Raw genomic sequence first — 22258 nt, 5'->3', positions numbered from 1 at the left:
CTGCCCGGCGGCTTTTTTTATGCGCGGCGCTCAGGGTTACTGGTGGCGCTGGCGCAGGTTGGCGATCACATCGCTCAGGGAGAGATCCTGATCCTGCAACAGCACCAGCAGGTGATACACCAGGTCAGACGCCTCATTGGTCAGCTCGTTGCGGTCATGCACCGTGGCGGCCAGCGCCGTCTCTACGCCCTCTTCACCGACTTTCTGGGCGATGCGTTTGGTGCCGCTGGCGTAAAGGCTGGCGGTGTAGGAGCTGGCTGGGTCAGCAGTTTTGCGTTCCGCCAGCAGCTGCTCCAGCTGGTAGAGGAAGCCCCAGTCGCTGGCGGCCGGGCTGAAGCAGCTCGAGGTGCCGAGGTGGCAGGTCGGCCCGATCGGGTTGGCCAGCACCAGCAGGGTGTCGTTGTCGCAGTCCGGGGTGATGCTCACCACCTTCAGGAAGTGGCCGGAGCTCTCGCCCTTGGTCCAGAGCCGCTGTTTGGTGCGGGAGAAGAAGGTGACGTTGCCGCTCAGCTCGGTGGCCTCCAGGGCGGCCGGGGACATGTAGCCCAGCATCAGCACTTCACCGGAGACGGCGTGCTGGATAACGGCCGGCATCAGGTTGTCGGTTTTTGCCCAGTCAAGCCGGGCTTTTTGCTGTTCAGTTAACACAGTCGGATCTCCATGCCATTCTCAGCCAGGTAAGTTTTCAGCTCGCCGATATTGATAATTTGTTTATGGAACACGGACGCCGCCAGCGCGCCGTCCACCCCGGCAACCTGGAAGGCCGCCAGGAAGTGTTCCATGGTGCCGGCCCCGCCGGAGGCGATCAGCGGCACATGGCAGGCGTCGCGTACCCGCTTCAGCTGGGTCAGGTCATAGCCGTTGCGCACGCCGTCCTGGTTCATCATGTTCAGCACAATCTCGCCCGCGCCGCGCGCCTGCACTTCTTTCACCCACTCCAGCGTCTGCCAGGTGGTGACTTTGGTGCGGCTCTCATCGCCGGTGTACTGGTTGACGTGATAGAGGCCGGTCGCGGCGTCAAACCAGGTGTCGATGCCGATCACGATGCACTGCACGCCGAAGCGGTCTGCCAGCCGGGTGATCAGCGACGGGTCGGCCAGCGCCGGGGAGTTGATGGAGATTTTGTCTGCGCCGAAAGAGAGGATCTGCGCCGCGTCGTCGGCGGTTTTGATGCCGCCCGCCACGCAGAACGGGATGTCGATCACTTCCGCCACCCGCGCCACCCAGCTTTTGTCCACCACGCGGCCGTCGGAGGAGGCGGTGATGTCATAAAACACCAGCTCGTCCGCCCCTTCCTGCGCATAGCGCTGCGCCAGCGGCACGATGTCGCCGATGATCTCATGGTTGCGGAACTGCACGCCCTTGACCACCTGGCCGTCTTTCACGTCGAGACAAGGAATTATCCGTTTTGCCAGCATGAGATCGCCTCTTTCACGTTGAATTTACCTTCCAGCAGGGCGCGCCCTACAATGATCCCCTGCACGCCGCTGCCGCGCAGGGCGGCGATGTCGTCCAGGTTGCCGATGCCGCCGGAGGCCTGGAATGCCACCTGCGGGTAACGCTGGCTTACCTCACGGTAGAGCGCGACGTTGGAACCGGCCAGCGTGCCGTCACGCGAAATATCCGTGCAGAGCACATGTTTCAGGCCAAACGGCAGGTAGGCCTCGACCAGCTGCTCCAGCGTGGCGTCGGAATTCTCCTGCCAGCCGCTGACCGCCACCTGTTTGGTGCCCTGCGCGTCGATGCGCACATCCAGCGCCAGCACCAGCGCGTCCGCGCCGAAGCGCTCAAACCAGCCCTGTACGGTTTTCTGCTGTTTCACGGCGGTGGAGCCGACCACCACGCGGGCCGCCCCGGCCGCCAGCAGCGCCTCCACATCCTGCTCGGTGCGGATGCCGCCGCCGACCTGTACCGGCACGTTCACCCCGGCCAGCAAACTGCGCAACAGCGGGATCTGGCGCGCGGCCGGGTCTTTCGCGCCGGTGAGATCCACCAGGTGCAGCACCTGCGCGCCCTGTTGCTGGTAATCCTGCAGGCGCGGCAGCGGGGTGTTGCCGTAGTCGCGCTGCTGGCCGTAGTCACCCTGGTGCAGCCGCACCACGCTGCCGTCGATCAGATCCAATGCGGGAATAATCATGCTGCTCACATCTCCAGAAAGTTTTTCAGCAGTTGCGCGCCCGCGGCACCGGAGCGCTCGGGGTGAAACTGCACGCCGAAGAAGTTGTCTTTGGCGACGGCGGCGGTGAAGGGCTCGCCGTAACGGGCCTGAGCGATGGTATCGGCGCATACGGGCATGGCGTATCCGTGGACGAAGTAGAAGTAAGCATCCTCAGGGATGCCGCGGAACAGGTGGCTGTCGGCGTTGGCCGTGACCTGGTTCCAGCCCATATGCGGCAGCGGCAGCCCGCGATCTTCCATTTTGATGACCGGCGTATCAATAATGCCCAGGGTCGGCACGCCGCCGCTCTCTTCACTGGAGGAGGCCAGCAGCTGCATCCCGAGGCAGATGCCCAGCACCGGCTGGGTGCAGGCTTTGATCAGGTCGATCAGGTCGCGCTGTTCCAGCTGCTCCATCGCCGCCTGCGCGGTGCCCACGCCGGGCAAAAACAGCTTGTCCGCCCGCAGCACCACGTCGGCGTCGCGGCTCACCACAGGCGTATAGCCGAGGCGCTGAACGGCATAATTCACCGAGGAGAGGTTGGCGCAGCCGGTATCCAGAATCACCACATTCATCACAGCACTCCTTTTGAGCTCGGCAGGGTATTGCCGTCCACCCGGATCGCCTGGCGCAGGGTGCGGCCAAAGGCTTTGAACAGGCTCTCTACGCGGTGGTGATCGTTCTTGCCCTTGGTTTTCAGGTGCAGGGTGCAGGCCATCGCATAGGAGAGTGAGCGGAAGAAGTGCTCCACCATCTCGGTGCTCAGGTCACCGACCCGCTGGTAGCTGAACTCCGCCTTGAACTCCAGGTGCGGGCGGCCGGAGATGTCCAGCGCACAGCTGGCTTTACACTCATCCATCGGCAGCACAAAGCCGAAACGGCCGATGCCGCGTTTGTCGCCCAGCGCTTTGTTCAGCGCCTCGCCGAGCGCCAGCGCGGTGTCTTCTACGGTGTGGTGATCGTCGATGTAGAGATCGCCGTTAACCTCGATGTTCATGCGGAAGCCGCCGTGGGTGGCGATCTGGTCGAGCATGTGGTCGAAGAAGCCGACGCCGGTCTTGATCTTGCTGTCGCCTTCACGGTCCAGCCAGACATCCACATCAATGGCGGTTTCACGCGTCACGCGTTTGACATGGGCGTGGCGGTCGCGCTGGGTCAGCTGTTTCTCAATCGCTTTCCAGTTCAGGGTGTCGCGCTGGTAGCGCAACCCGGCGATGCCCATGTTCTGCGCCAGCACCATGTCGGTCTCGCGGTCGCCAATCACATAGCTGTTGGCGGTGTCCATCACGCCGCTCTCCAGGTAGGAGGTCACCAGCGCGGTTTTCGGCTTGCGGCAGGCGCAGTGGTCGTCCGGCAGGTGCGGGCAGATCAGCGTCTCATCAAAGCGGATGCCCTGCGACGTCAGGATCTGCATCATCATGTTGTGCGGCGGATCGAAGGTCTCCTGCGGGAAGCTGGCCGTGCCGAGGCCGTCCTGGTTGGTGATCATTACCAGCCGGAACCCCGCACCCTGCAACGCCAGCAGCGCCGGGATCACATCCGGCTCCAGCGCCAGCTTATCCAGCCGGTCTACCTGGAAATCCTCCGGCGGCTCGGCAATCAACGTACCGTCACGGTCAATAAACAGAAACTTCTCGCTCACATCGGCTCCTTGCTGGGGCTGTTAAGGGGGGCGGCCGCGGCCGGCAGCGCGCGCAGGGCGTCTATTACCCGGCGGCACTCGTCCGGGGTACCGACCGTGATGCGCAGGCAGCCGGCCAGCCCCGGTTGTTTGTTCTGGTCACGCAGGATAATGCCCTGATCCCATAAGGATTTAAATACCGACGCGGAATCGGTGAAGCGCGCCAGCACATAGTTGCTCTCGCTGGCAAACACCTGCTCCACCTGCGCGCACTGTTCCAGCGCCTGCATCAGGGCGCGGCGGGTCTCCAGCACCCCCGCCACGCGGGCGCGCATCGCCGCGATGCCCGGCTCGCTCAGCGCCTGTGCGGCGATGTCCGCCACCGGCGTGGAGAGCGGGTAGGGGGCGATCACTTTCAGCAGCAGCGTAATCAGTGCCTCGTTCGCCAGCGTAAAGCCGCAGCGCAGCCCTGCCAGCGCGAACGCTTTGGAGAGGGTGCGCAGCACCGCCAGGTGCGGGTACTCCGCCAGCCAGCCGGTGACGGTAGCCTGCGGGCAGAACTCGATATAGGCTTCGTCCACTGCCACAATCGCCCGGCCGCGCGTCATCTCCAGCACCTCACGGATTGCCGCCGGGTCGATCAGGTTACCGGTCGGGTTGTTCGGGCTGCAGAGATAGACCAGCTTGACGTTGTCGAGGCTGCGGGCGATCGCCGGCAGGTCGAGCTGCCAGTCGCTTTTGGCGGGCACGGTGCGGCGCGCCACGCCGAAGGTCTCGGCGCTGACGCCGTACATGCCGTAGGTCGGCGGGCAGTAGAGCACCGCGTCCCGGCCCGGCTCGCAGAACGCGCGGATCAGCAGCTCGATGCCCTCATCCGCGCCGCGGCTTACCAGCACCTGTTCCGGCAGCAGCCCGGCGTAGGCGGCGTAACGTGCGATCACCTGTTTCGGCTGGCACTCCGGGTAGCGGTTGAAGGTCTGCGCCGTCAGCGCAAAGTGCGGCGCTTCGGGGTATTCATTGGCGTTCAGCCAGACGTCGCCGTTGCCGCCCAGGCGGCGGGCGGACTGGTAAGGCGTCAGTTCCCGCACATTGGCACGCGCCAGGGCGGAGATGTCATCACGATCGGTCATGGTTGTGTCTCCCGGAGGGCGGCCACGCGCAGGGTCACGGCGTTTTTGTGGGCGGTGAGCTGCTCGGCCTGGGCCAGTGTTTCAATGGTCGGGGCGAGTTGCAGCAGCCCCTGCGGCGTCAGCTTCTGCACCGTCATGCGTTTCTGGAAATCGGCCAGCCCGAGGCTGGAGTGGGTCGCGGTGTAGCCGTAGGTCGGCAGCACGTGGTTGGTGCCGGAGGCGTAATCGCCCGCCGACTCCGGCGACCAGTCACCCAGGAACACCGACCCGGCGCTGGTGATGCTCTCTACCAGCGCATCCGGGTCACGGGTTTGCAGGATCAGGTGCTCCGGCCCGTAACGGTTGCTGATTGCCACGCACTGCGCCAGGTCACGCGCCACAATCAGGCGGCTTTCCGCCAGCGCCTGGCGGGCGATCTCACTGCGTGACAGGGTGGCGAGCTGCTCCTCTACCGCCACGGCCACCGCCTCGGCGAGGGCGCGGTCCGGCGTCAGCAGCACCACCTGGGAGTCAGGCCCGTGCTCCGCCTGGGAGAGCAGGTCAGAGGCGACAAACGCCGGGGTGGCACCGCTGTCGGCGATCACCAGCACTTCGCTCGGCCCGGCGGGCATATCGATCGCCGCGCCGTCGAGCTGCTGGCTCACCTGGCGTTTCGCTTCGGTGACATAGGCGTTGCCCGGCCCGAAGATTTTGTCCACTTTCGGCACGCTTTCGGTGCCGAATGCCATCGCGGCAATCGCCTGCGCGCCGCCGATCTGGAACACATCCTGAATCCCGCAGAGTTGGGCCGCGTAGAGGATCTCATCCGCCACCGGCGGCGGCGAGCAGAGCACCACGCGGCGGCAGCCGGCGATGCGCGACGGCGTGCCGAGCATCAACACCGTGGAGGGCAGGGGCGCGGAGCCACCGGGAATATAGAGGCCGACCGAATCAATCGGGCGGGTAAGCTGCTGGCAGCGCACGCCCGGCTGGGTCTCCACATCCACTACCGGCAGCTTCTGCGCATTGTGGAAGGTTTCGATGTTGCGCACCGCCACCGCCATCGCCTGCTTCACGTCGTCACCCAGGCGGGCGGCGGCCGCGTCAATCTCCGCCTCGCTGACGCGGATGGCGCCGACGGTGGTTTTGTCGAATCGGGCGCTGAAGTCGCGCAGGGCGGCGTCGCCCTCCTGTTTCACCCGGCTGAGGATCGCCTGTACCGATTCCGTCACCCGTGCCGAGGCGGAGACCGCCGGGCGGGTCAGCAGCGCCTGCTGTTCATCGGCGCTGCACTGCTCCCAGTCAATAATCTGATCGAATGCGCGCATGGTTACTCCATCATCTTCTCAATCGGCAGCACCAGAATCGAACTGGCACCCAGGGCTTTCAGCTTCTCCATGGTTTCCCAGAACAGCGTTTCGCTGCTGACCATGTGCATCGCCACGCGGTTCTGGTCACCGGCCAGCGGCAGGATGGTCGGGCGTTCCGCGCCCGGCAGCAGGGCGATCACCTCTTCCAGCCGCTCGCTCGGCGCGTGCATCATGATGTACTTGGATTCGCGCGCCTGGATCACGCCGTGGATGCGGGTCATCAGCCGGTCAATCAGCAGTTGCTTCTCCTGCGGCATCTCGCCGTCGCGCTGGATCAGGCAGGCTTTGGAGCGGTAGATCACCTCCACTTCACGCAGGCCGTTGGCTTCCAGCGTCGCGCCGGTGGAGACCAGGTCGCAGATGGCGTCCGCCAGGCCGGCGCGCGGGGCGACTTCCACCGAGCCGTTCAGCAGGCAGGATTTGAACTCCACGCCCTGTTTGTCGAGGTACTGTTTCAGGATGTGCGGGTAAGAGGTGGCGATACGGGCATTCTGCAGGCTGCGCGGGCCGGTGTAGTCGAAGTCCAGCGCGGCCGCCAGCGAGAGGCGGCAACCGCCGAAGTCCAGGCGGCGCAGGGTGGTGTAGCGCGGGTCTTCGCCCTGGGCGCGGCGGCTGAGCAGCTCCTCTTCCAGCACATTCTCACCGATGATGCCGAGGTCTACCACGCCGTCCATCACTAGGCCGGGGATGTCATCATCCCGCACGCGCAGAATGTCGATCGGCATGTTTTCCGCGAAGGCGATCAGGCGCTGCTGCTGCAGGTTGATTTTGATCCCGCAGCGGGCCAGCAGCTCCTGGGACTCCTCGCTCAGGCGGCCCGACTTCTGCATTGCTATCCGTAAACGTGTTTTATCCAGCATGGTGACACCCTCTTACCCGTAATTGTGATTTAAAAAATTCTTTATGATGAAGGAGTTAAAAAAAAAGCCCCCGGAAGATTCTTCCGGGGGCTTTTCTCTCGCGTTCTGCCGCCACTGGAAGATCCGTTAAACGTCTTCCAGCACACATCGCCTGAAAGACTAGTCAGGGTGATGGTGATGATGGTGGTTGAACTGAACGCGTTTCATAATTTTTTTCTCGTCTGTTTGGGGTAACCGGCGGCGTGGCCGGTTCAGATTTAACTGTTAATTAACCTAAACCATCGGTGCGGCCGCGCGCAACCTTTTTTTCTGCGCATGATTTTTTTTCATCGCGGCGCAGTATTCATCACGCCGGGTAATAGAATAAGCAGACAGTATGGCCACGCGCCGCTCTCAGGCCAGTCCTATTGCCGGGCGGGGTGGGGCGGCGTAGCGTGGTACGAAGAGAGAGACCACCGCAGGAGAGAGAAGATGGAAAACGGGGCGATAAAAAAAGTCGCAATTGTGGGGTTGGGCTGGCTGGGGATGCCGCTGGCGCTGGCCCTGGCCGCCGACGGAATGCAGGTGGTCGGCAGCAAAACCACCCCGGATGGGGTGGACGCCGCGCGTATGGCGGGGGTGGAGTGCTACCCGCTGGAGATTACACCGGAGATGGCCGGTGACGCCGAAGACCTGGCGCAGCTGCTGGATGTGGACGCGCTGGTGATCACCCTGCCGGCGCGCCGCACGCCGGAGGGCAGCCGCCTCTACTTACAGGCGGTGCAACTGCTGGTGGACAGCGCACTGGCGCACCAGGTGAAGCGGATTATCGTCACCAGCTCCACCGCGGTGTATGGCGACCAGCCGCGCGACGTCGATGAAACGACCCCGCTTGACCCGGTGACCCACAGCGGCCGGGCGCTGGCAGAGCTGGAAGTCTGGCTGAATCAGTTGCCCAATATTGCGGTGGACATTCTGCGCCTCGGCGGGCTGGTGGGGCAGGACCGCCACCCCGGCCGCTTCCTGGCGGGGAAAACCGGCATCAAAAACGGCTCACACGGCGTGAACCTGGTGCATCAGGACGATGTGATCGCCGCCATCCGCCTGCTGCTCCGCCACCCGGACGGCAACCGCACCTATAACCTCTGCGCGCCGCAGCACCCGCCCAAAGCGGTGTTTTACCGCAGCGCCGCCGCGCGGCTGGGGCTGACGCCGCCGCAGTTTGAGCCGGATGACCAGAGCGCCGGGAAGATCGTGGACGGCAGCCGCATCTGCCGCGAACTCGGGTTTGCCTACCAGTTCCCTGACCCTGACCGGATGCCGGTCAGCTGAGCCTCTTTTCCTCCCCACGCGCATAAAAGGGCAGCCTGCAGGCTGCCCTGCTGCATGGCGGGCAATCTGTTCTGCCAGGCCCGGCCTGTCTCAGGTCACTCTGCCCACGTCTGACCGCAATCTGAAAAACTCTCGGGTAAGGGAAAATAAGCGATACCTGCACCCGGTAAAAAATAACAATAATGCAACACCTCCTGTTTTTTTTATTATTAAGGCTAAAGTTTTTTTAATTAATGCCGATAGTCATTATTCCAGTTATTAAATAATATCCATTCGCATCTATTAAGTGCTTTTTGCCTATCCTGCCCACCTGGCCGGGAGGCATTGTCACGTCTCTGACACATTTTTTTACCTTTCCTGTCTTGTTGCCCCCAAGCAACAGCGACTCTTAACTTTTCTCATCCCGTTGATTAATAAATAACCAATTAAATCGCGTTCATTAAGCGAAATTATTGGTATAAATCCTAGCCGATTGATTCTCTTCACTTTCCTGAAAAAAGGCATAAAACAGCAGGTCACGCTGACATAAGGATCAAAAACCAGCATGAAAATCTGCTAATTCCACTTTTTTATGCACAAGTTCGAAATGATCTCAAAAAGGGCAGATATTTGCCTTTAATGCGGGGGTTTTTAGCCGGATTTTTACATTGGCATGATTTTTAACGCGCATTTTGATGACCTAAACGAAACTTTTACGCTTTTTAGACCAATATTTATTTTATTTTTGTGACTCACGTCACACTTTTTCGAAAATTCTTACCCGCCTCCGTTGTGTCCTTACCGGTAGGAAGAGTAGAGTTGCGCCAATTAGGAATAATCCTAAGAAAGTGTGTAAAAGCGTTTCAGCAATGGAATAGTTTCCCTCAGGAAATAACGCCGCAAAACGTCAAATTCTGTTGACCAATCGGTCTGTTTTTAAGCTGTCAACTCTTATTTTATAGTACGCCAGGAATACGATTACGGCCGTTTCCGGCCAAGTCATCAAGGTTTGTTCTGGGGATTCACCTGGGGCATGTGATATTTATTTAGCTATTTATGTTAAGAAACATAGATGGTCAGGTGGGGTTACTGAGTATGTCCGAATTACTCAAACATATTTATGACATTAACTTGTCGTATCTGCTTTTAGCACAGCGTTTAATCAATGACGAAAAAGATGCAGCCATGTTCCGGCTGGGAATTGATGAGGCCATGGCAGATGCACTGGCGCAGTTAACCCTGCCGCAGATGGTCAAACTGGCGGAAACCAATCAGCTGCTTTGCCAGTTCCGCTTTGAAGACCACAAATCGATCGAGCGCCTGACCCAGGCCTCGCGGGTAGACGATCTCCAGCAGATCCACACCGGCATCCTGTTATCCAGCAATATGCGCAAAAGCCAGGCGCAGGCAGACTCCGCCGCCGCCGCACAAAAGAAAAGGGCGATGTGATGAGCGAGAAAAGCATTGTTCAGGAAGCCAAGGATATCCACCTGGCGATGGAGCTGATCACCCTGGGCGCGCGCCTGCAGATGCTGGAGAGTGAAACCCAGCTCAGCCGCGGCCGCCTGATCAAGCTCTATAAAGAGTTGCGCGGCAGCCCGCCGCCAAAAGGGATGCTGCCGTTCTCCACCGACTGGTTTATGACCTGGGAACAGAACATCCACTCCTCGATGTTCTACAACATCTACCTGTTTCTGACGGAGAAAGGGCGCTGCAACGGGGTGGAAGCGGTGATCAAAGCCTACCGCCTCTACCTGGAGCAGTGCCCGCAGCAGGCGGGTGAGGCCCCGGTGCTGGCGCTGACCCGCGCCTGGACGCTGGTGCGCTTTGTCGACAGCGGCATGTTGCAGATGTCGGGTTGCACCTGTTGCAACGGTGCATTTATCACCCATGCGCACCACCCGGCCAACACCTTTGTGTGCAGCCTGTGCCAGCCACCTTCCCGCGCAGTAAAAAGACGTAAACTTTCGCCGCAAATGGCCGATATAACTCCTCAAACGCTGGACGAACAGGTCAAGCGCGCAGTTTGAGCGGAATAACGGCAACCACCTGAACAGGGGCCGGCACCAGGCCGGCCCGGTTCAGCAAGCACCACCCCCCCGATGTTCTGTGCCCGCGGCGAAAGCCCGGCCTCTCCTGCTGTGCGCAACACCCCGCCTTTCCAACCATTTTATTAAGGAATCATCGTGTTAGTTATCATAGGTTACATCCTGGTCTTAGGCGCCGTCCTGGGCGGCTACATGATGGTCGGTGGTGAACTGGGTGCGCTCTATCAACCTTCCGAACTGATCATCATCGGCGGCGCGGCAGTGGGTGCCTTCTTCGTCGGCAATAACGGCAAGTCGATCAAAGCGACGATGCGGGCATTGCCGAAACTGATGCGCGGCTCCAAATACAACAAAGCGGTCTACATGGATGTGATGGGGCTGCTCTACCGGCTGCTGGCCAAATCGCGCCAGCAGGGCATGTTGTCGCTGGAGCGGGACATCGACTCCCCGCCGGAGAGTGAAATTTTCTCTAATTATCCGCGCATCCTGGCCGATAAAGTGCTGATGGAATACATCACCGACTATCTGCGCCTGATGGTGAGCGGCAACATGAACTCCCATGAGATCGAAGCGCTGATGGATGAGGAGATCGAAACCTTCGAGCACGAGAGCGAAGTGCCGGCGGGCAGCCTGTCGATGATCGGTGACTCGCTGCCGGCGTTCGGCATCGTGGCGGCGGTGATGGGCGTGGTGCACGCGCTGGCTTCGGCAGACCGCCCGGCGGCAGAGCTGGGTGAGCTGATTGCCCACGCGATGGTCGGCACCTTCCTCGGCATCCTGCTGGCCTACGGCTTTATCTCCCCGCTGGCTTCGGTGCTGCGCCAGAAGTGCGCGGAGAACGTCAAGATGATGCAGTGCATCAAGGTGACGCTGCTGTCGAGCATCAACGGCTACGCCCCGCAGATTGCGGTGGAGTTCGGCCGTAAAACCCTCTACACCAGCGAGCGCCCGTCGTTCGTTGAGCTGGAGGAGCACGTGCGCAAAACCAAATCCCCGGCCGCAGCGGAAGAGAAGGCATGAAACAGCAAAATCACCCGGTAATCGTGGTCAAAAAGAAGAAAGGTAAGCATGGCGGCGGCCATCACGGCGGCTCGTGGAAGATCGCTTACGCTGACTTTATGACGGCCATGATGGCGTTTTTCCTGGTGATGTGGCTGATCTCCATCGCCAGCCCGAAAGAGCTGACGCAGATTGCTGAATATTTCCGCACGCCGCTGAAGGTCGCCATCACCGGCGGCCAGCGCAGCAGCGACAGCGAAAGCCCGATCCCCGGCGGCGGCGATGACCCGACGCGCCAGGAGGGCGAAGTCCATAAGGCGGTGCTGAACCACGCCGATCAGGATGAAGAGAAGAAAAAACTCGAAAAGCTGCATAAAACCCTGGATGAGCTGATGGCCTCCGACCCGCGCCTGCGTGCGCTGCGCCCGCATCTGCTGATCACCCTGACGGAAGAGGGGCTGCGCATCCAGATCATCGACAGCCAGAACCGGCCGATGTTCCGCACCGGCAGCGCGCAGGTAGAGCCGTACATGCGTGACATCCTGCGCGCCATCGCCCCGATCCTGGATGACTTCCCGAACAAAATCAGCCTGGCCGGGCACACCGATGACATGCCGTACGTCACAGGCGAACGCGGCTACAGCAACTGGGAGCTCTCGGCAGACCGCGCCAACGCCAGCCGCCGTGAGCTGGTCTACGGCGGCCTGACCGAAGGCAAAGTGCTGCGGGTGATGGGGCTTGGCTCCACCATGCAGCTGAAAAACCATGAGGCTGATGATGCGATCAACCGCCGCATCAGCATCCTGGTGCTGAATAAAGAGGCGCAGGCCCATATTGAGCGCGAAAACAGCGAAAGCGCCGGCGTGGACATCAGCCAGCCTGACGCGCTGAAAGCGCTGGAGCCCGGCGCGGCGGTGCAACCGGCAGCGGTGCAACCGGCCCAGCCCGCGACACCGCCGCCGGCACCCCCGACTTCACAACAACAACAACAACCGACCCCGGTAGCGGCCCCTGTGCCGGCGGCCGCCCAGGCAGCACGGCCGACCGCCGCACTGCCGGCCGCACCGGACAGCCAGGCTGCACCGGGCAGCCGCGACTCACAGCAGAGGTGACACCGTGAGCATGGATATCAGTGATTTTTATCAGACGTTTTTTGACGAAGCGGATGAATTGCTGGCGGATATGGAGCAGCACCTGCTGCTGCTTGACCCGCACAGCCCCGACATCGAACAGCTCAACGCGATTTTCCGCGCGGCGCACTCGATAAAGGGCGGGGCAGCAACCTTCGGTTTTTCAATTTTGCAGGAGACGACCCACCTGCTGGAAAACCTGCTGGACGGCGCGCGCCGCAGTGAAATGCAGCTCAGCACCGAGATCATCAACCTGTTTTTGGAAACCAAAGATATTATGCAGGAGCAGCTGGACGCCTATAAATCCTCCCGGGAACCGGACGCAGAGAGCTTTACCTACATCTGCGCCGCCTTGCGCCAGCTGGCGCTGGAAGCCCAGGGCGGGGAGGGGGCCGCTGCGGCCCCTGCCGCCCCGGCCGTCAGCACCCCGGCTGCGCCGGTGGCACAGGCCCCGGCCGCCGGCCCGGCCTCCGGCGGCGGCCTGCATATCCGCCTGAGCGGGCTGAAGCCGCAGGAGATCCCGCTGATGCTCGAAGAGCTGGGCAATCTCGGCGAGGTGACCGCGCCGCAACAGACCGAAAGCACCCTCGACGTTACCCTGGTGACCTCAGTGAGCGCCGACGACATCAGCGCAGTGCTCTGCTTCGTGCTGGAACCGGAGCAGATCAGCATTAACCCGGCCCCGGCTGCCGCCGCGCCTGTCGCCGCAGAACCGGCCCCGGCCGCCGTGGCCCCGGCGCCGGCCGCCCCTGCGCCTGCCGCCCCGAAAGCGGACGCACCCAAAGCGGCGAAAGCCGGCAAGGCAGCGGAATCCACCAGCATCCGCGTCGCGGTAGAGAAAGTTGACCAGCTGATCAACCTGGTGGGCGAACTGGTGATCACCCAGTCGATGCTGGCGCAGCGCTCCGGCACCCTGGACCCGGTCAACCACGGCGACCTGCTGAACAGCATGGGGCAGTTGCAGCGCAACGCCCGCGATCTGCAGGAGTCGGTGATGTCGATCCGTATGATGCCGATGGAGTATGTCTTCAGCCGCTTCCCGCGCCTGGTGCGTGACCTGGCCAGCAAACTCAACAAACAGGTGGAGCTGACGCTGCGCGGCAGTTCCACCGAGCTGGACAAGAGCCTGATTGAACGCATCATCGACCCGCTTACCCACCTGGTGCGCAACAGCCTCGACCACGGCATCGAAAATGCCGCGACCCGTGAGGCCAACGGCAAACACCCGGTCGGCAACCTGATCCTCTCTGCGGAGCATCAGGGCGGCAACATCTGCATCGAAGTGATCGATGACGGCGCGGGGCTGAACCGCGAACGCATCCTGGCGAAAGCGGCCTCCTCAGGCCTGCCGGTCAGCGACAGCATGACGGATGAAGAGGTCGGGATGCTGATTTTCGCCCCCGGCTTCTCCACCGCCGAACAGGTCACCGACGTCTCCGGCCGTGGCGTCGGCATGGACGTGGTGAAACGGAACATCCAGGAGATGGGCGGCCATGTGGAGATCCACTCCCAGCAGGGCAAAGGCACCACCATCCGCATCCTGCTGCCGCTGACGCTGGCGATCCTCGACGGCATGTCCGTGAAGGTCGGCAGCGAGGTCTTCATCCTGCCGCTTAACGCGGTGATGGAGTCACTCCAGCCGCTGGCAGAAGATCTGCACCCGCTGGCCGGGGGCGAGCGCGTGCTGCAGGTGCGCGGCGAATACCTGCCGCTGGTCGAGCTGTTCCGGGTGTTTGACGTGGCCGATGCCCGCACCGAAGCGACGCAGGGCATTGTGGTGATCCTGCAAAGCGCCGGCCGCCGCTATGCGCTGCTGGTGGATCAGCTGATCGGCCAGCACCAGGTGGTGGTGAAAAACCTGGAGAGCAACTACCGCAAGGTGCCGGGCATCTCCGCGGCCACCATCCTTGGCGACGGCAGCGTGGCGCTGATCGTTGATGTCTCCGCGCTTCAGGCGCTGAACCGTGAAAAACGGGTATCGGGTGTGGCCGCCTGAGGCCGCCCATTATCTAGAGCCGCATAACGAGTAGGGTAACTAACATGGCAGGACTGGCAACTGTGACAAAACTGGCGGGCGAAACGGTAGGACAGGAGTTCCTGATCTTTACGCTGGGCGACGAGGAGTACGGGATTGATATTCTCAAGGTGCAGGAGATCCGCGGTTACGATCAGGTAACGCGCATCGCCAACACCCCCTCCTTTATTAAAGGCGTCACCAACCTGCGCGGCGTGATTGTGCCGATCATCGACCTGCGGGTGAAGTTCGCCCAGCAGGACGTCGAGTACAACGACAACACCGTGGTGATTGTGCTGAACTTTGAGCAGCGCGTGGTGGGCATTGTGGTGGACGGCGTCTCTGACGTGCTGTCACTCACGACTGAGCAGATCCGCCCGGCACCGGAATTTGCGGTCACGCTGGCGACAGAATACCTGACCGGCCTCGGCTCCCTCGGCGAGCGGATGCTGATCCTGGTGGACATCGAAAAGCTGCTCAGCAGCGAAGAGATGGCGCTGATGGAAGTGGTCGCCAAAGCCTGATAAACCGCCCCCTTTTCCCACCGGGAAAGGGGGCTTTTTTATTTGTTGTGGTCGTCTGCCCCGCTATTTTATTGCCTCCCTTCTTTTGGCTGAAATTAATAATTCCTGGATTATTAATTGGCACCACTATTTAATTTCCGTCATGTCATTTTATACCGCCTTTAAATTGTAAGAGCCTGTATCCCTACCTAGTATCTGTTTCTCAATAAGGCGACTGTGCTTTTTGGCACAGTTCGGATTATTTTAATCCTATAAGGAAATCAAGATGCAACCGATAAAGAAAACGCTGCTCTGCCTGGCTGTCTCTGCGCTGTTTGCCGTTGGCGGTGCCTCCGCGGCTGAACAGGGGCAGGGGAAAATTACCTTCAAAGGGCTGGTGATCAATGCGCCGTGCTCGGTGGACCCGGAGAGTGTGGACCTGCAGGTTTCACTGGGCGAAGTCTCGGATAAGGCGCTGGCCTCCGGCACCTCGGCCGCTGTGCCGGTCAACATCCAGCTGAATGACTGCGTGTTGGATGACGGCAGCGGCGGGGCCTTGTTCAGCAAGGTAAAAGTGAAATTCACCAGCGCCTCCGTCACCGGCGTGGATAACAACCTGCTGGCGAACCTGCTGTCCGGCGGTGCCCAGCATGTGGGCGTCCGGCTGATGCAGGAGAACGAGCAGCATATCGGCATCGGCTCCACCGTTGAGGTGCCGCTGACCGGCACCAACAAAATCCAGGTGCTGAAGTTTAAAGCGCATATGGAGCCGGTAGGCGGCGCCCCGACGCCGGGTGAAGTCGAAGCCACGGCCAATTACGTTCTCGAATATCTCTGATCGTCTGTTGCGGTATCAGGCCGCAATTTCTTCACCGCCGGGGCACGCCCCGGCGTTTATTTCTTTCCGGCCGGTCAGAGTATTATGCGGTTAATCACGTTGCCCTTCCGAAAGCGCGTAATAAACGCGCTGGCGTCACTGCTGATTATTTCTTTCCCCCTGTTCGCCACGGAATTTAATCTCCATGCCCTTGATGCTGATGTCCGGGGAAATATCGACCTCGCGGCCTTTTCCCGCCCCGGCGTAATCGCCGCCGGGGACTATCTTCTGGATGTCACCATTAACGGTGAACGCCTGCCCGGCCGCCGGATGATGACCTGGCACGCCCGCCCCGGCATGCCGGAGCCTCAGCTCTGCGTCCCTGCTGACCTGGCCGACAGCCTCGGGCTGCAACCCACGGTTCGCCGCCGCCTGCCGCTGCAACAGGGGTGCGTCTCCTTTACTGAACACCCGGCAATCACCTTCCGGCTGGATCGGGCCACCCAGACGCTGGCCGTGACGGTGCCGCAGGCGTGGCTGCGCTACCACCCCGGGGAGTGGGTGCCGCCCGAACAGTGGGATACCGGCATCAGCGGCGCGTTCCTCGACTACAGCCTGTTTGCCGCCCACTATGTTTCAGCACAGGACGGGGCAGCGCAACAGAACGGGCGCACCACCAGCGCCGACGCCTACGGCACGGCGGGCATCAACCTCGGTGCCTGGCGGCTGCGCAGCGATCTGCACTATACGGCCGGTGAGGGGGCAGAGCAGGGCCGCTTCAGCCCGTCGCGGCTTTATGCTTTCCGGCCGCTGCCGTCACTCCAGGGCACCGCCAGGCTTGGCGAAACCGATCTCCACTCCGACCTTTTTGACAGCGTCCCCTTTACCGGGGCCGCGCTGGAGAGCGATGAGCGGATGCTGCCCTACGCCCTGCGCGGCTATGCGCCGCAGGTCAGCGGCCTGGCCAAAACCCACGCCCGCGTCACCGTCAGCCAGAATGGCCGTGTCCTCTACCAGGCCGGGGTGCCGCCCGGCCCGTTCCTGATTCAGGACCTCAGCGAGGCGCATCAGGGCGCGCTGGAGGTCAACGTCACTGAAGAGGACGGCAGCCAGACCACCTTCACGGTAGAGACGGCCTCTGTCCCGTTCCTGACGCGCAAAGGGCAGTGGCGCTACAGGCTCGCCGCCGGGCAGTTGGCGTGGCCGGGTGAGGGGGCGCACCAGCCCGGTTTTTACAGCGGCGAAGCCTCATGGGGGGCGTTTAACCAGACCTCGCTCTATGGCGGGCTGCTGATGGGCGGCAGCGGTTACCGCGCGGTGAGCGCCGGGGTGGGGCAGAACCTGGCGCAGCTTGGGGCACTCTCATTTGACGTGACCGGAACCGGGGCGGCGTTACCGCAGCAGGCCGCACAGCGCGGGCGGCGCTACCGCCTGAATTACAATAAACGCTTTGCCGCGGCCAACAGCGAGATCGCCTTCTCCGGCGAGCGCTACGCCGCCCGTTTCCTCCCGTTGCCCGACTGGGCGCAGGGCGGGCCGGAGTCAGGCCGGGCAGAAAAGCAGGCGTTTACCCTTATCGCCAACCAGTACATCACACCGCTGGCCCTGTCGGTCACGCTCAGCCTGCGCAACCAGGCCTACCGGCAGGGTAAGAGTGACAACACCTACAGCCTGACGCTGGGGCGGCTGTTTGATTCCGGCCGCCTGCGCAACCTTTCCGCTTCCCTCTCCGCCAGCCGTACTCTCAGCGACCGGGGCGAGGCGGACACCCAGCTCTATTTTACCCTGAGCCTGCCGCTCAGCGGCGGCGACCGCCTCAGCTACAGCGTGCAGCAGGGCGACGGGGTGGACCAGACGCTGAGCTATGCCGCCTTCCCGGCGCGCGACAGCAACTGGGGCATCAGCCTCGGCCACCAGCAGGGCAACAGCCGGCAGGGCGTGCTGGCGCGCGGCAACTATCAACAGCGCCTGCCCCAGGGTGAGCTGGCCCTGGCCGCCGGCGTCAAACAGCAGGCTTACCACACCGTCAGTGCCGGCTGGTCCGGTTCCCTCACCGCCACCCGCCACGGCGCGGCGCTGCACCGCTACAACCAGGGCAACGAACCCCGGCTGATGGTGGACGGCAACGGCGTGGCGGCCATCCCGCTCAATAACGGCAGCGCCGTCACTAACCCGTTTGGCGTGGCGGTGGTTCCCTCCCTCAGCAGTTACCAGCCCAACGAGGTGCGGGTCGACGTTAACCAGTTGCCTGATGAGGTGACCGTGCATGACAACGTGCTGCGCCAGACCTTCACCGAAGGGGCGATCGGCTACCGGCCGCTGAAGGCGGTGCAGGGCGGGCAGGCCGTGGTGGTGTTCCGGCTGGCGGACGGCCGTTTCCCGCCGCTGGGCGCGGAGATTGTGGATGAGGCGAACGCGCTGAGCGTCGGCATGGTCAGCGAAGCGGGTCTGGCCTGGCTGCAGGGCGTCACGCCGGGCCATGCGCTCCGGGTGCAGTGGGGCGGGGCGGCGGCCTGCCGCGCCGTGCTGCCGGATGCCTTCGCCGCCGGTGACCGGCTGCTGCTGCCGTGCCGCACGCCCTGACCGCCACCGTATTGATCTTTTCCGGCCGCCTGGCCCGGCCATCAAAGGAGTGACCATCATGAAACTTTTATTGCGAGTGCTGTTGCCCGTGCTGCTTTGCGCTGCCCTCAGTGGCCGCGCCGCCGTCAACCTCGACCGTACCCGGCTTATCGCCTATGAGGCGGATAAATCGGTCAGTGTGATGCTGACCAACCAGAGCAACGCGTTGCCCTATCTGGCACACGCCTGGGTGGAGAACGCCGCCGGTGATAAAGACGCCTCGGCGTTTATGGCGCTGCCGCCGATCCAGCGGCTGGAGCCGCAGGGCAATAGTCAGGTCAGGCTGGTGCGCCAGCCGGGCGCGGCAGCCTTGCCCGCTGACCGTGAGAGCCTGTTTTACTTCAACGTGCGCGAAGTGCCGCCCAAAGCCACCCAGCGCAACGTGATGCAGATGGCGATCCAGAGCCGCATCAAGCTGTTCTACCGCCCGGCGGCCATTGCAACCCTTCCCGCGGTGCCGTGGCAGGAGCGCCTTCAGGTGACGCGCAGCGCCGCCGCACTGACCCTGAGCAACCCCTCGCCCTATTTCATCACCGTGGGGTTTGTCGGCCACCGCGCCCAGCCGGGCATCAAAGACTTTGCCGGGGTGATGGTGCCGCCGTTCGGCACGGTCAGCGCCGCGACCGGCGGTTCGCTGCACCCGGTGTTCCTGATCGGTTATATCAATGATTACGGCGCGCTGAAGATGCTGCGGGTGAACTGTGCGGCAGCGTCCCCCTGTGACGTGAAGCCTGACAACGGGGTGGCACCATGAGGTGGGCAGCCTGGTGGTGGCTCGGCCTGCTGCTGTTAAGCGGCCGCGTACTGGCGCTGGACTGCACCCTCAACGGGCCGGGCGGGGAGGTGGATGTCACCGCACAGGTCGAGCCCTTTGCGGTGCCCGCCAACGCGAAGCCCGGCGACATCATCTGGGAGAGCAACGACTACACCATTACCGTCTACTGTGACAACAACACCGCCGCCCAGATGGCGCACGAGGATGTGTTCGCCTGGATTAACCCCTACCCGGCGCAGACCGATCCCCATTACCAACTCGGCGTGACCTTTGACGGCCAGCGTTTTGACGCATCAGGCGGCACTTATGGGCTGGACACCCGCCAGTGCGTGGATAACCGCGACCTGGCCGCTGACCCGGTGAGCAGGCAGGCGCACCCCGAAAAGCTCTGCTCGGGCAGGGCAGAGGAGGTGCACCCCTCCCGGACGTTCAGCGTGCGGTTCCGCCTCTATGTGAAGCTGAACAGCCTGCCGCCGCCGGGCTACCGCAGTTCCCTGAGCAGCTACGCGCTGGTGCAGTTTGACGGCAAAGGCGGCATCAACCAGCTGGCGGACGCCCGCAACCTCAAATACCGCCTCAGCGGGCTGAACAACATCACGGTGCTGGACTGCGGGGCCACGCTGTCGGTGCACCCGGAGAACCAGGTGGTGGATTTCGGTGCCTTCAGCGCCGTTGACCTGGCCGGGGGGCCGCGTGAGCGCGCCTTTTCGGTGACCGCCTCCAAAATCCAGGACCACGCCTGCAGCACCGGGTTCCGGCTGGCCGCCGAGTTCTACACGGACCAGCCGCTGCGGGAGGGCAACACCGCGCTGGATCTGCAAAACGGGTTGATGCTGAAAATCCTGCAAGCAAAAACGCCGCAGCTTTTCAACCACTATTTTCTGTTCGCGGAGTTCAGCACCGGCACCCTGAGCGTCAGTAACGCCTTTGTGGCGCAGCTGCTGCCGATCCCCGGCCGGCCGCTCACGCCCGGCCCGTGGGAAGCCACCACGGTTTTCAGGATCAACTACTACTGATTATCCCCCCGGGCAGGCTTGCCGCCTGCCCCCCACGCTTTTCAGCAAATGCCGCATAAAGTTCCCCTCTCTGGTGCCGATAACCTGTTCAGTTGAATCACCTACTAAGGGACATCATGTTAAAGCGAATGAAAGTGGTCACCAGCCTGGTCATCATGCTGGCGCTGTTCGGCGCACTGCAACTGGCCTCAGGCGGCCTGTTTTTCTCAGCCCTGAAAAACGACAAAGATAACTTTGCCACCTCGCAACGTATCCGCCAGCAACAGGCGGAGATGAATGCGAGCTGGATCTACCTGCTGCAAACCCGCAACACCCTGAACCGCGCGGGCATTCGCTATTCGATGGACGCTAACCAGATGGGCAGCGGTGCCACGGTGAGCGAGCTTATCGCTGTGGCCGAAAAGGATCTGGAGATTGCGTCGCAGCACTACGCCCTCTACCAGAAGATCCCGCTGGACGCCGGCCAGGACCCGCGCTACGCCGATGAGGTGAAAAAGAACTACGACATCCTGCACAACGCGCTGGGCGAGCTGATCGAGATGCTCAAAAACGGCCGCATCAAAGACTTCTTTGACCAGCCGACCCAGAGCTACCAGGACGGCTTTGAAAAGGCGTTCGTCGACTACATCGACCAGAACGACGAGCTTTACAAACATGCGGTCAATGAAAGCCAGTCCTCCTTCGACAAGGCCATGTGGGTGCTCGGCACCGTGCTGGTGCTGGTGGTGGTGCTGATTGCCGCTGCCTGGTTCGGCATCCAGAGCGCGCTGATTGCGCCGCTTAACCGCCTGATCGGCCACATCAAACACATCGCCGCCGGTGACCTGACCCACCCGGTTGAAGGGGCAGGCCGCAACGAGATGGGCCAGCTGGCCGCCAGCCTGCAACACATGCAGGGCGAACTGATCACCACCGTCAGCGGCGTGCGCCTGGGGGCAGACGCCATCTACAGCGGCGCGAGCGAAATCTCCGCCGGTAACAATGACCTCTCCTCACGCACCGAGCAGCAGGCCTCCTCCCTGGAAGAGACCGCCGCCAGCATGGAGCAGCTCACCGCTACCGTGAAACAGAACGCCGAAAACGCCCGTCAGGCCAGCCAGCTGGCGCTGAGCGCCTCCGAAACCGCGCAGAAAGGCGGCAAGGTAGTGGCGAACGTGGTGCAGACCATGCAGGACATCGCCAGCAGTTCGCAGAAGATCGCTGACATCACCGGCGTGATCGACGGCATCGCCTTCCAGACCAACATCCTGGCGCTGAACGCCGCGGTGGAAGCCGCCCGGGCCGGTGAACAGGGCCGCGGTTTCGCCGTGGTGGCCGGTGAGGTGCGCAACCTGGCGCAGCGCAGCGCCCAGGCCGCAAAAGAGATCAAAGGGCTGATTGATGACTCCGTGGCCCGCGTCGACACCGGCTCGATCCTGGTAGAGAGCGCCGGGGACACCATGAGCGACATCGTCAGCGCCGTGACCCGCGTCACCGACATCATGGGCGAGATCGCCTCTGCCTCTGACGAGCAGAGCCGCGGCATCGAGCAGGTCGGGCTGGCCGTCACCGAGATGGACCGCGTCACCCAGCAGAACGCCGCGCTGGTGGAGGAGTCCGCGTCCGCCGCCGCTGCGCTGGAAGAGCAGGCGAGCCGCCTGACCCAGTCGGTGGCGGTGTTCCGCCTCACCACCAGCCAGCAGCGCAGCGCGGTGGCCGGGCTGGCACCGAAAAGCCCGGCGGCCGCGGCCCCGGTGCTGAAAAAGCCTTCAATGGCAAGCTCTACAGAAAATTGGGAAACCTTCTGACCGGCGGCAACGCCTGACAGAGGCCACAGGACGGTGATTACCCTGCCGGTGCCCTACCGGCAGGCGCAAACAGCCCGCAGCACAGGAAGACCGAGATTGAGTATTAACACAGCGCTTTGTTTGCACCCTGAGGGGGCGT

General features: G+C 62.4%; 21 protein-coding genes and 1 other annotated feature. Of the genes, 12 read left to right on the top strand and 9 right to left on the bottom strand.

Going from position 1 to position 22258, the window contains the following annotated elements:
• Positions 1-36: 36 nt before the first annotated feature.
• The 9 genes from hisIE to hisL all read right to left on the bottom strand — a co-directional run bounded on the left by hisIE (position 37) and on the right by hisL (position 7325).
• On the bottom strand, positions 37-648 hold the full coding sequence (hisIE, locus tag CYR32_RS09430) for a bifunctional phosphoribosyl-AMP cyclohydrolase/phosphoribosyl-ATP diphosphatase HisIE (protein ID WP_101824143.1): 612 nt from the start codon (positions 646-648) through the stop codon (positions 37-39).
• Positions 642-1418: an imidazole glycerol phosphate synthase subunit HisF gene (gene hisF, locus CYR32_RS09425; RefSeq protein ID WP_101824142.1), complete on the bottom strand. Its 777-nt coding sequence runs from the start codon at positions 1416-1418 to the stop codon at positions 642-644. The genes hisIE and hisF overlap by 7 nt, the downstream gene beginning before the upstream one ends.
• Positions 1400-2137, bottom strand: coding sequence for a 1-(5-phosphoribosyl)-5-[(5-phosphoribosylamino)methylideneamino]imidazole-4-carboxamide isomerase (hisA, locus tag CYR32_RS09420; protein WP_101824228.1), 738 nt, complete (start codon positions 2135-2137; stop codon positions 1400-1402). Before hisA ends, hisF begins: the two co-directional genes overlap by 19 nt.
• Positions 2138-2142: 5 nt before the next feature.
• A complete protein-coding gene (hisH, locus tag CYR32_RS09415) occupies positions 2143-2733 on the bottom strand; it encodes an imidazole glycerol phosphate synthase subunit HisH (protein ID WP_101824141.1) in 591 nt (196 codons plus the stop codon).
• Positions 2733-3800, bottom strand: a complete 1068-nt coding sequence (hisB, locus tag CYR32_RS09410; protein ID WP_101824140.1) for a bifunctional histidinol-phosphatase/imidazoleglycerol-phosphate dehydratase HisB — start codon at positions 3798-3800, stop codon at positions 2733-2735. The genes hisH and hisB overlap by 1 nt, the downstream gene beginning before the upstream one ends.
• On the bottom strand, positions 3797-4909 hold the full coding sequence (gene hisC, locus CYR32_RS09405) for a histidinol-phosphate transaminase (protein WP_101824139.1): 1113 nt from the start codon (positions 4907-4909) through the stop codon (positions 3797-3799). Before hisC ends, hisB begins: the two co-directional genes overlap by 4 nt.
• A complete protein-coding gene (gene hisD / locus CYR32_RS09400) occupies positions 4906-6216 on the bottom strand; it encodes a histidinol dehydrogenase (RefSeq protein ID WP_101824138.1) in 1311 nt (436 codons plus the stop codon). Before hisD ends, hisC begins: the two co-directional genes overlap by 4 nt.
• A gap of 2 nt (positions 6217-6218) precedes the next feature.
• Positions 6219-7118, bottom strand: coding sequence for an ATP phosphoribosyltransferase (gene hisG / locus CYR32_RS09395; protein ID WP_101824137.1), 900 nt, complete (start codon positions 7116-7118; stop codon positions 6219-6221).
• A 58-nt stretch (positions 7119-7176) separates the two neighbouring features.
• Positions 7177-7302, bottom strand: a sequence feature (His leader region).
• On the bottom strand, positions 7278-7325 hold the full coding sequence (gene hisL, locus CYR32_RS21405) for a his operon leader peptide (protein ID WP_118665699.1): 48 nt from the start codon (positions 7323-7325) through the stop codon (positions 7278-7280). Its footprint overlaps the feature before it by 25 nt.
• A gap of 279 nt (positions 7326-7604) precedes the next feature.
• Between hisL and CYR32_RS09390 the strand changes: the two genes are divergently transcribed.
• The 12 genes from CYR32_RS09390 (at position 7605) to CYR32_RS09335 (ending at position 22119) form a co-directional block, all read left to right on the top strand.
• A complete protein-coding gene (locus CYR32_RS09390) occupies positions 7605-8429 on the top strand; it encodes an SDR family oxidoreductase (protein ID WP_101824227.1) in 825 nt (274 codons plus the stop codon).
• A gap of 1068 nt (positions 8430-9497) precedes the next feature.
• Positions 9498-9857: a flagellar transcriptional regulator FlhD gene (flhD, locus tag CYR32_RS09385; protein ID WP_165698218.1), complete on the top strand. Its 360-nt coding sequence runs from the start codon at positions 9498-9500 to the stop codon at positions 9855-9857.
• A complete protein-coding gene (flhC, locus tag CYR32_RS09380) occupies positions 9857-10438 on the top strand; it encodes a flagellar transcriptional regulator FlhC (protein WP_101824135.1) in 582 nt (193 codons plus the stop codon). The genes flhD and flhC overlap by 1 nt, the downstream gene beginning before the upstream one ends.
• Before the next feature lie 156 nt (positions 10439-10594).
• The gene (motA, locus tag CYR32_RS09375; RefSeq protein WP_101824134.1) at positions 10595-11476 is read left to right on the top strand and encodes a flagellar motor stator protein MotA; all 882 of its coding nucleotides are present in this window, start codon (positions 10595-10597) and stop codon (positions 11474-11476) included.
• Positions 11473-12567 (top strand): flagellar motor protein MotB, encoded by a 1095-nt coding sequence (gene motB, locus CYR32_RS09370; RefSeq protein ID WP_101824133.1) that lies wholly within the window; start codon positions 11473-11475, stop codon positions 12565-12567. The genes motA and motB overlap by 4 nt, the downstream gene beginning before the upstream one ends.
• Positions 12568-12571: 4 nt before the next feature.
• Positions 12572-14581: a chemotaxis protein CheA gene (gene cheA, locus CYR32_RS09365; RefSeq protein ID WP_101824132.1), complete on the top strand. Its 2010-nt coding sequence runs from the start codon at positions 12572-12574 to the stop codon at positions 14579-14581.
• Between the two features lie 44 nt (positions 14582-14625).
• A complete protein-coding gene (gene cheW, locus CYR32_RS09360; protein ID WP_101824131.1) occupies positions 14626-15123 on the top strand; it encodes a chemotaxis protein CheW in 498 nt (165 codons plus the stop codon).
• A gap of 265 nt (positions 15124-15388) precedes the next feature.
• Positions 15389-15940 carry a fimbrial protein gene (locus CYR32_RS09355; RefSeq protein WP_101824130.1) on the top strand — a complete coding sequence of 184 codons (552 nt, stop codon included), beginning with the start codon at positions 15389-15391 and terminating at the stop codon, positions 15938-15940.
• 99 nt (positions 15941-16039) lie between these two features.
• Positions 16040-18502 carry a fimbria/pilus outer membrane usher protein gene (locus CYR32_RS09350; RefSeq protein WP_165698213.1) on the top strand — a complete coding sequence of 821 codons (2463 nt, stop codon included), beginning with the start codon at positions 16040-16042 and terminating at the stop codon, positions 18500-18502.
• 58 nt (positions 18503-18560) lie between these two features.
• Entirely contained in the window at positions 18561-19295 is a 735-nt protein-coding gene (locus tag CYR32_RS09345) for a fimbrial biogenesis chaperone (RefSeq protein WP_101824128.1), read from the top strand.
• Positions 19292-20332 carry a fimbrial protein gene (locus CYR32_RS09340; protein WP_101824127.1) on the top strand — a complete coding sequence of 347 codons (1041 nt, stop codon included), beginning with the start codon at positions 19292-19294 and terminating at the stop codon, positions 20330-20332. Before CYR32_RS09345 ends, CYR32_RS09340 begins: the two co-directional genes overlap by 4 nt.
• 116 nt (positions 20333-20448) lie before the next feature.
• Entirely contained in the window at positions 20449-22119 is a 1671-nt protein-coding gene (locus CYR32_RS09335) for a methyl-accepting chemotaxis protein (RefSeq protein WP_101824126.1), read from the top strand.
• Positions 22120-22258 lie beyond the last annotated feature (139 nt).

This window comes from Chimaeribacter coloradensis (assembly GCF_002858715.1).
Lineage (GTDB): Bacteria > Pseudomonadota > Gammaproteobacteria > Enterobacterales > Enterobacteriaceae > Chimaeribacter > Chimaeribacter coloradensis.
Note: the sequence above shows the minus strand (reverse complement) of the source record. Positions and strands in the feature narration are given on the sequence as shown.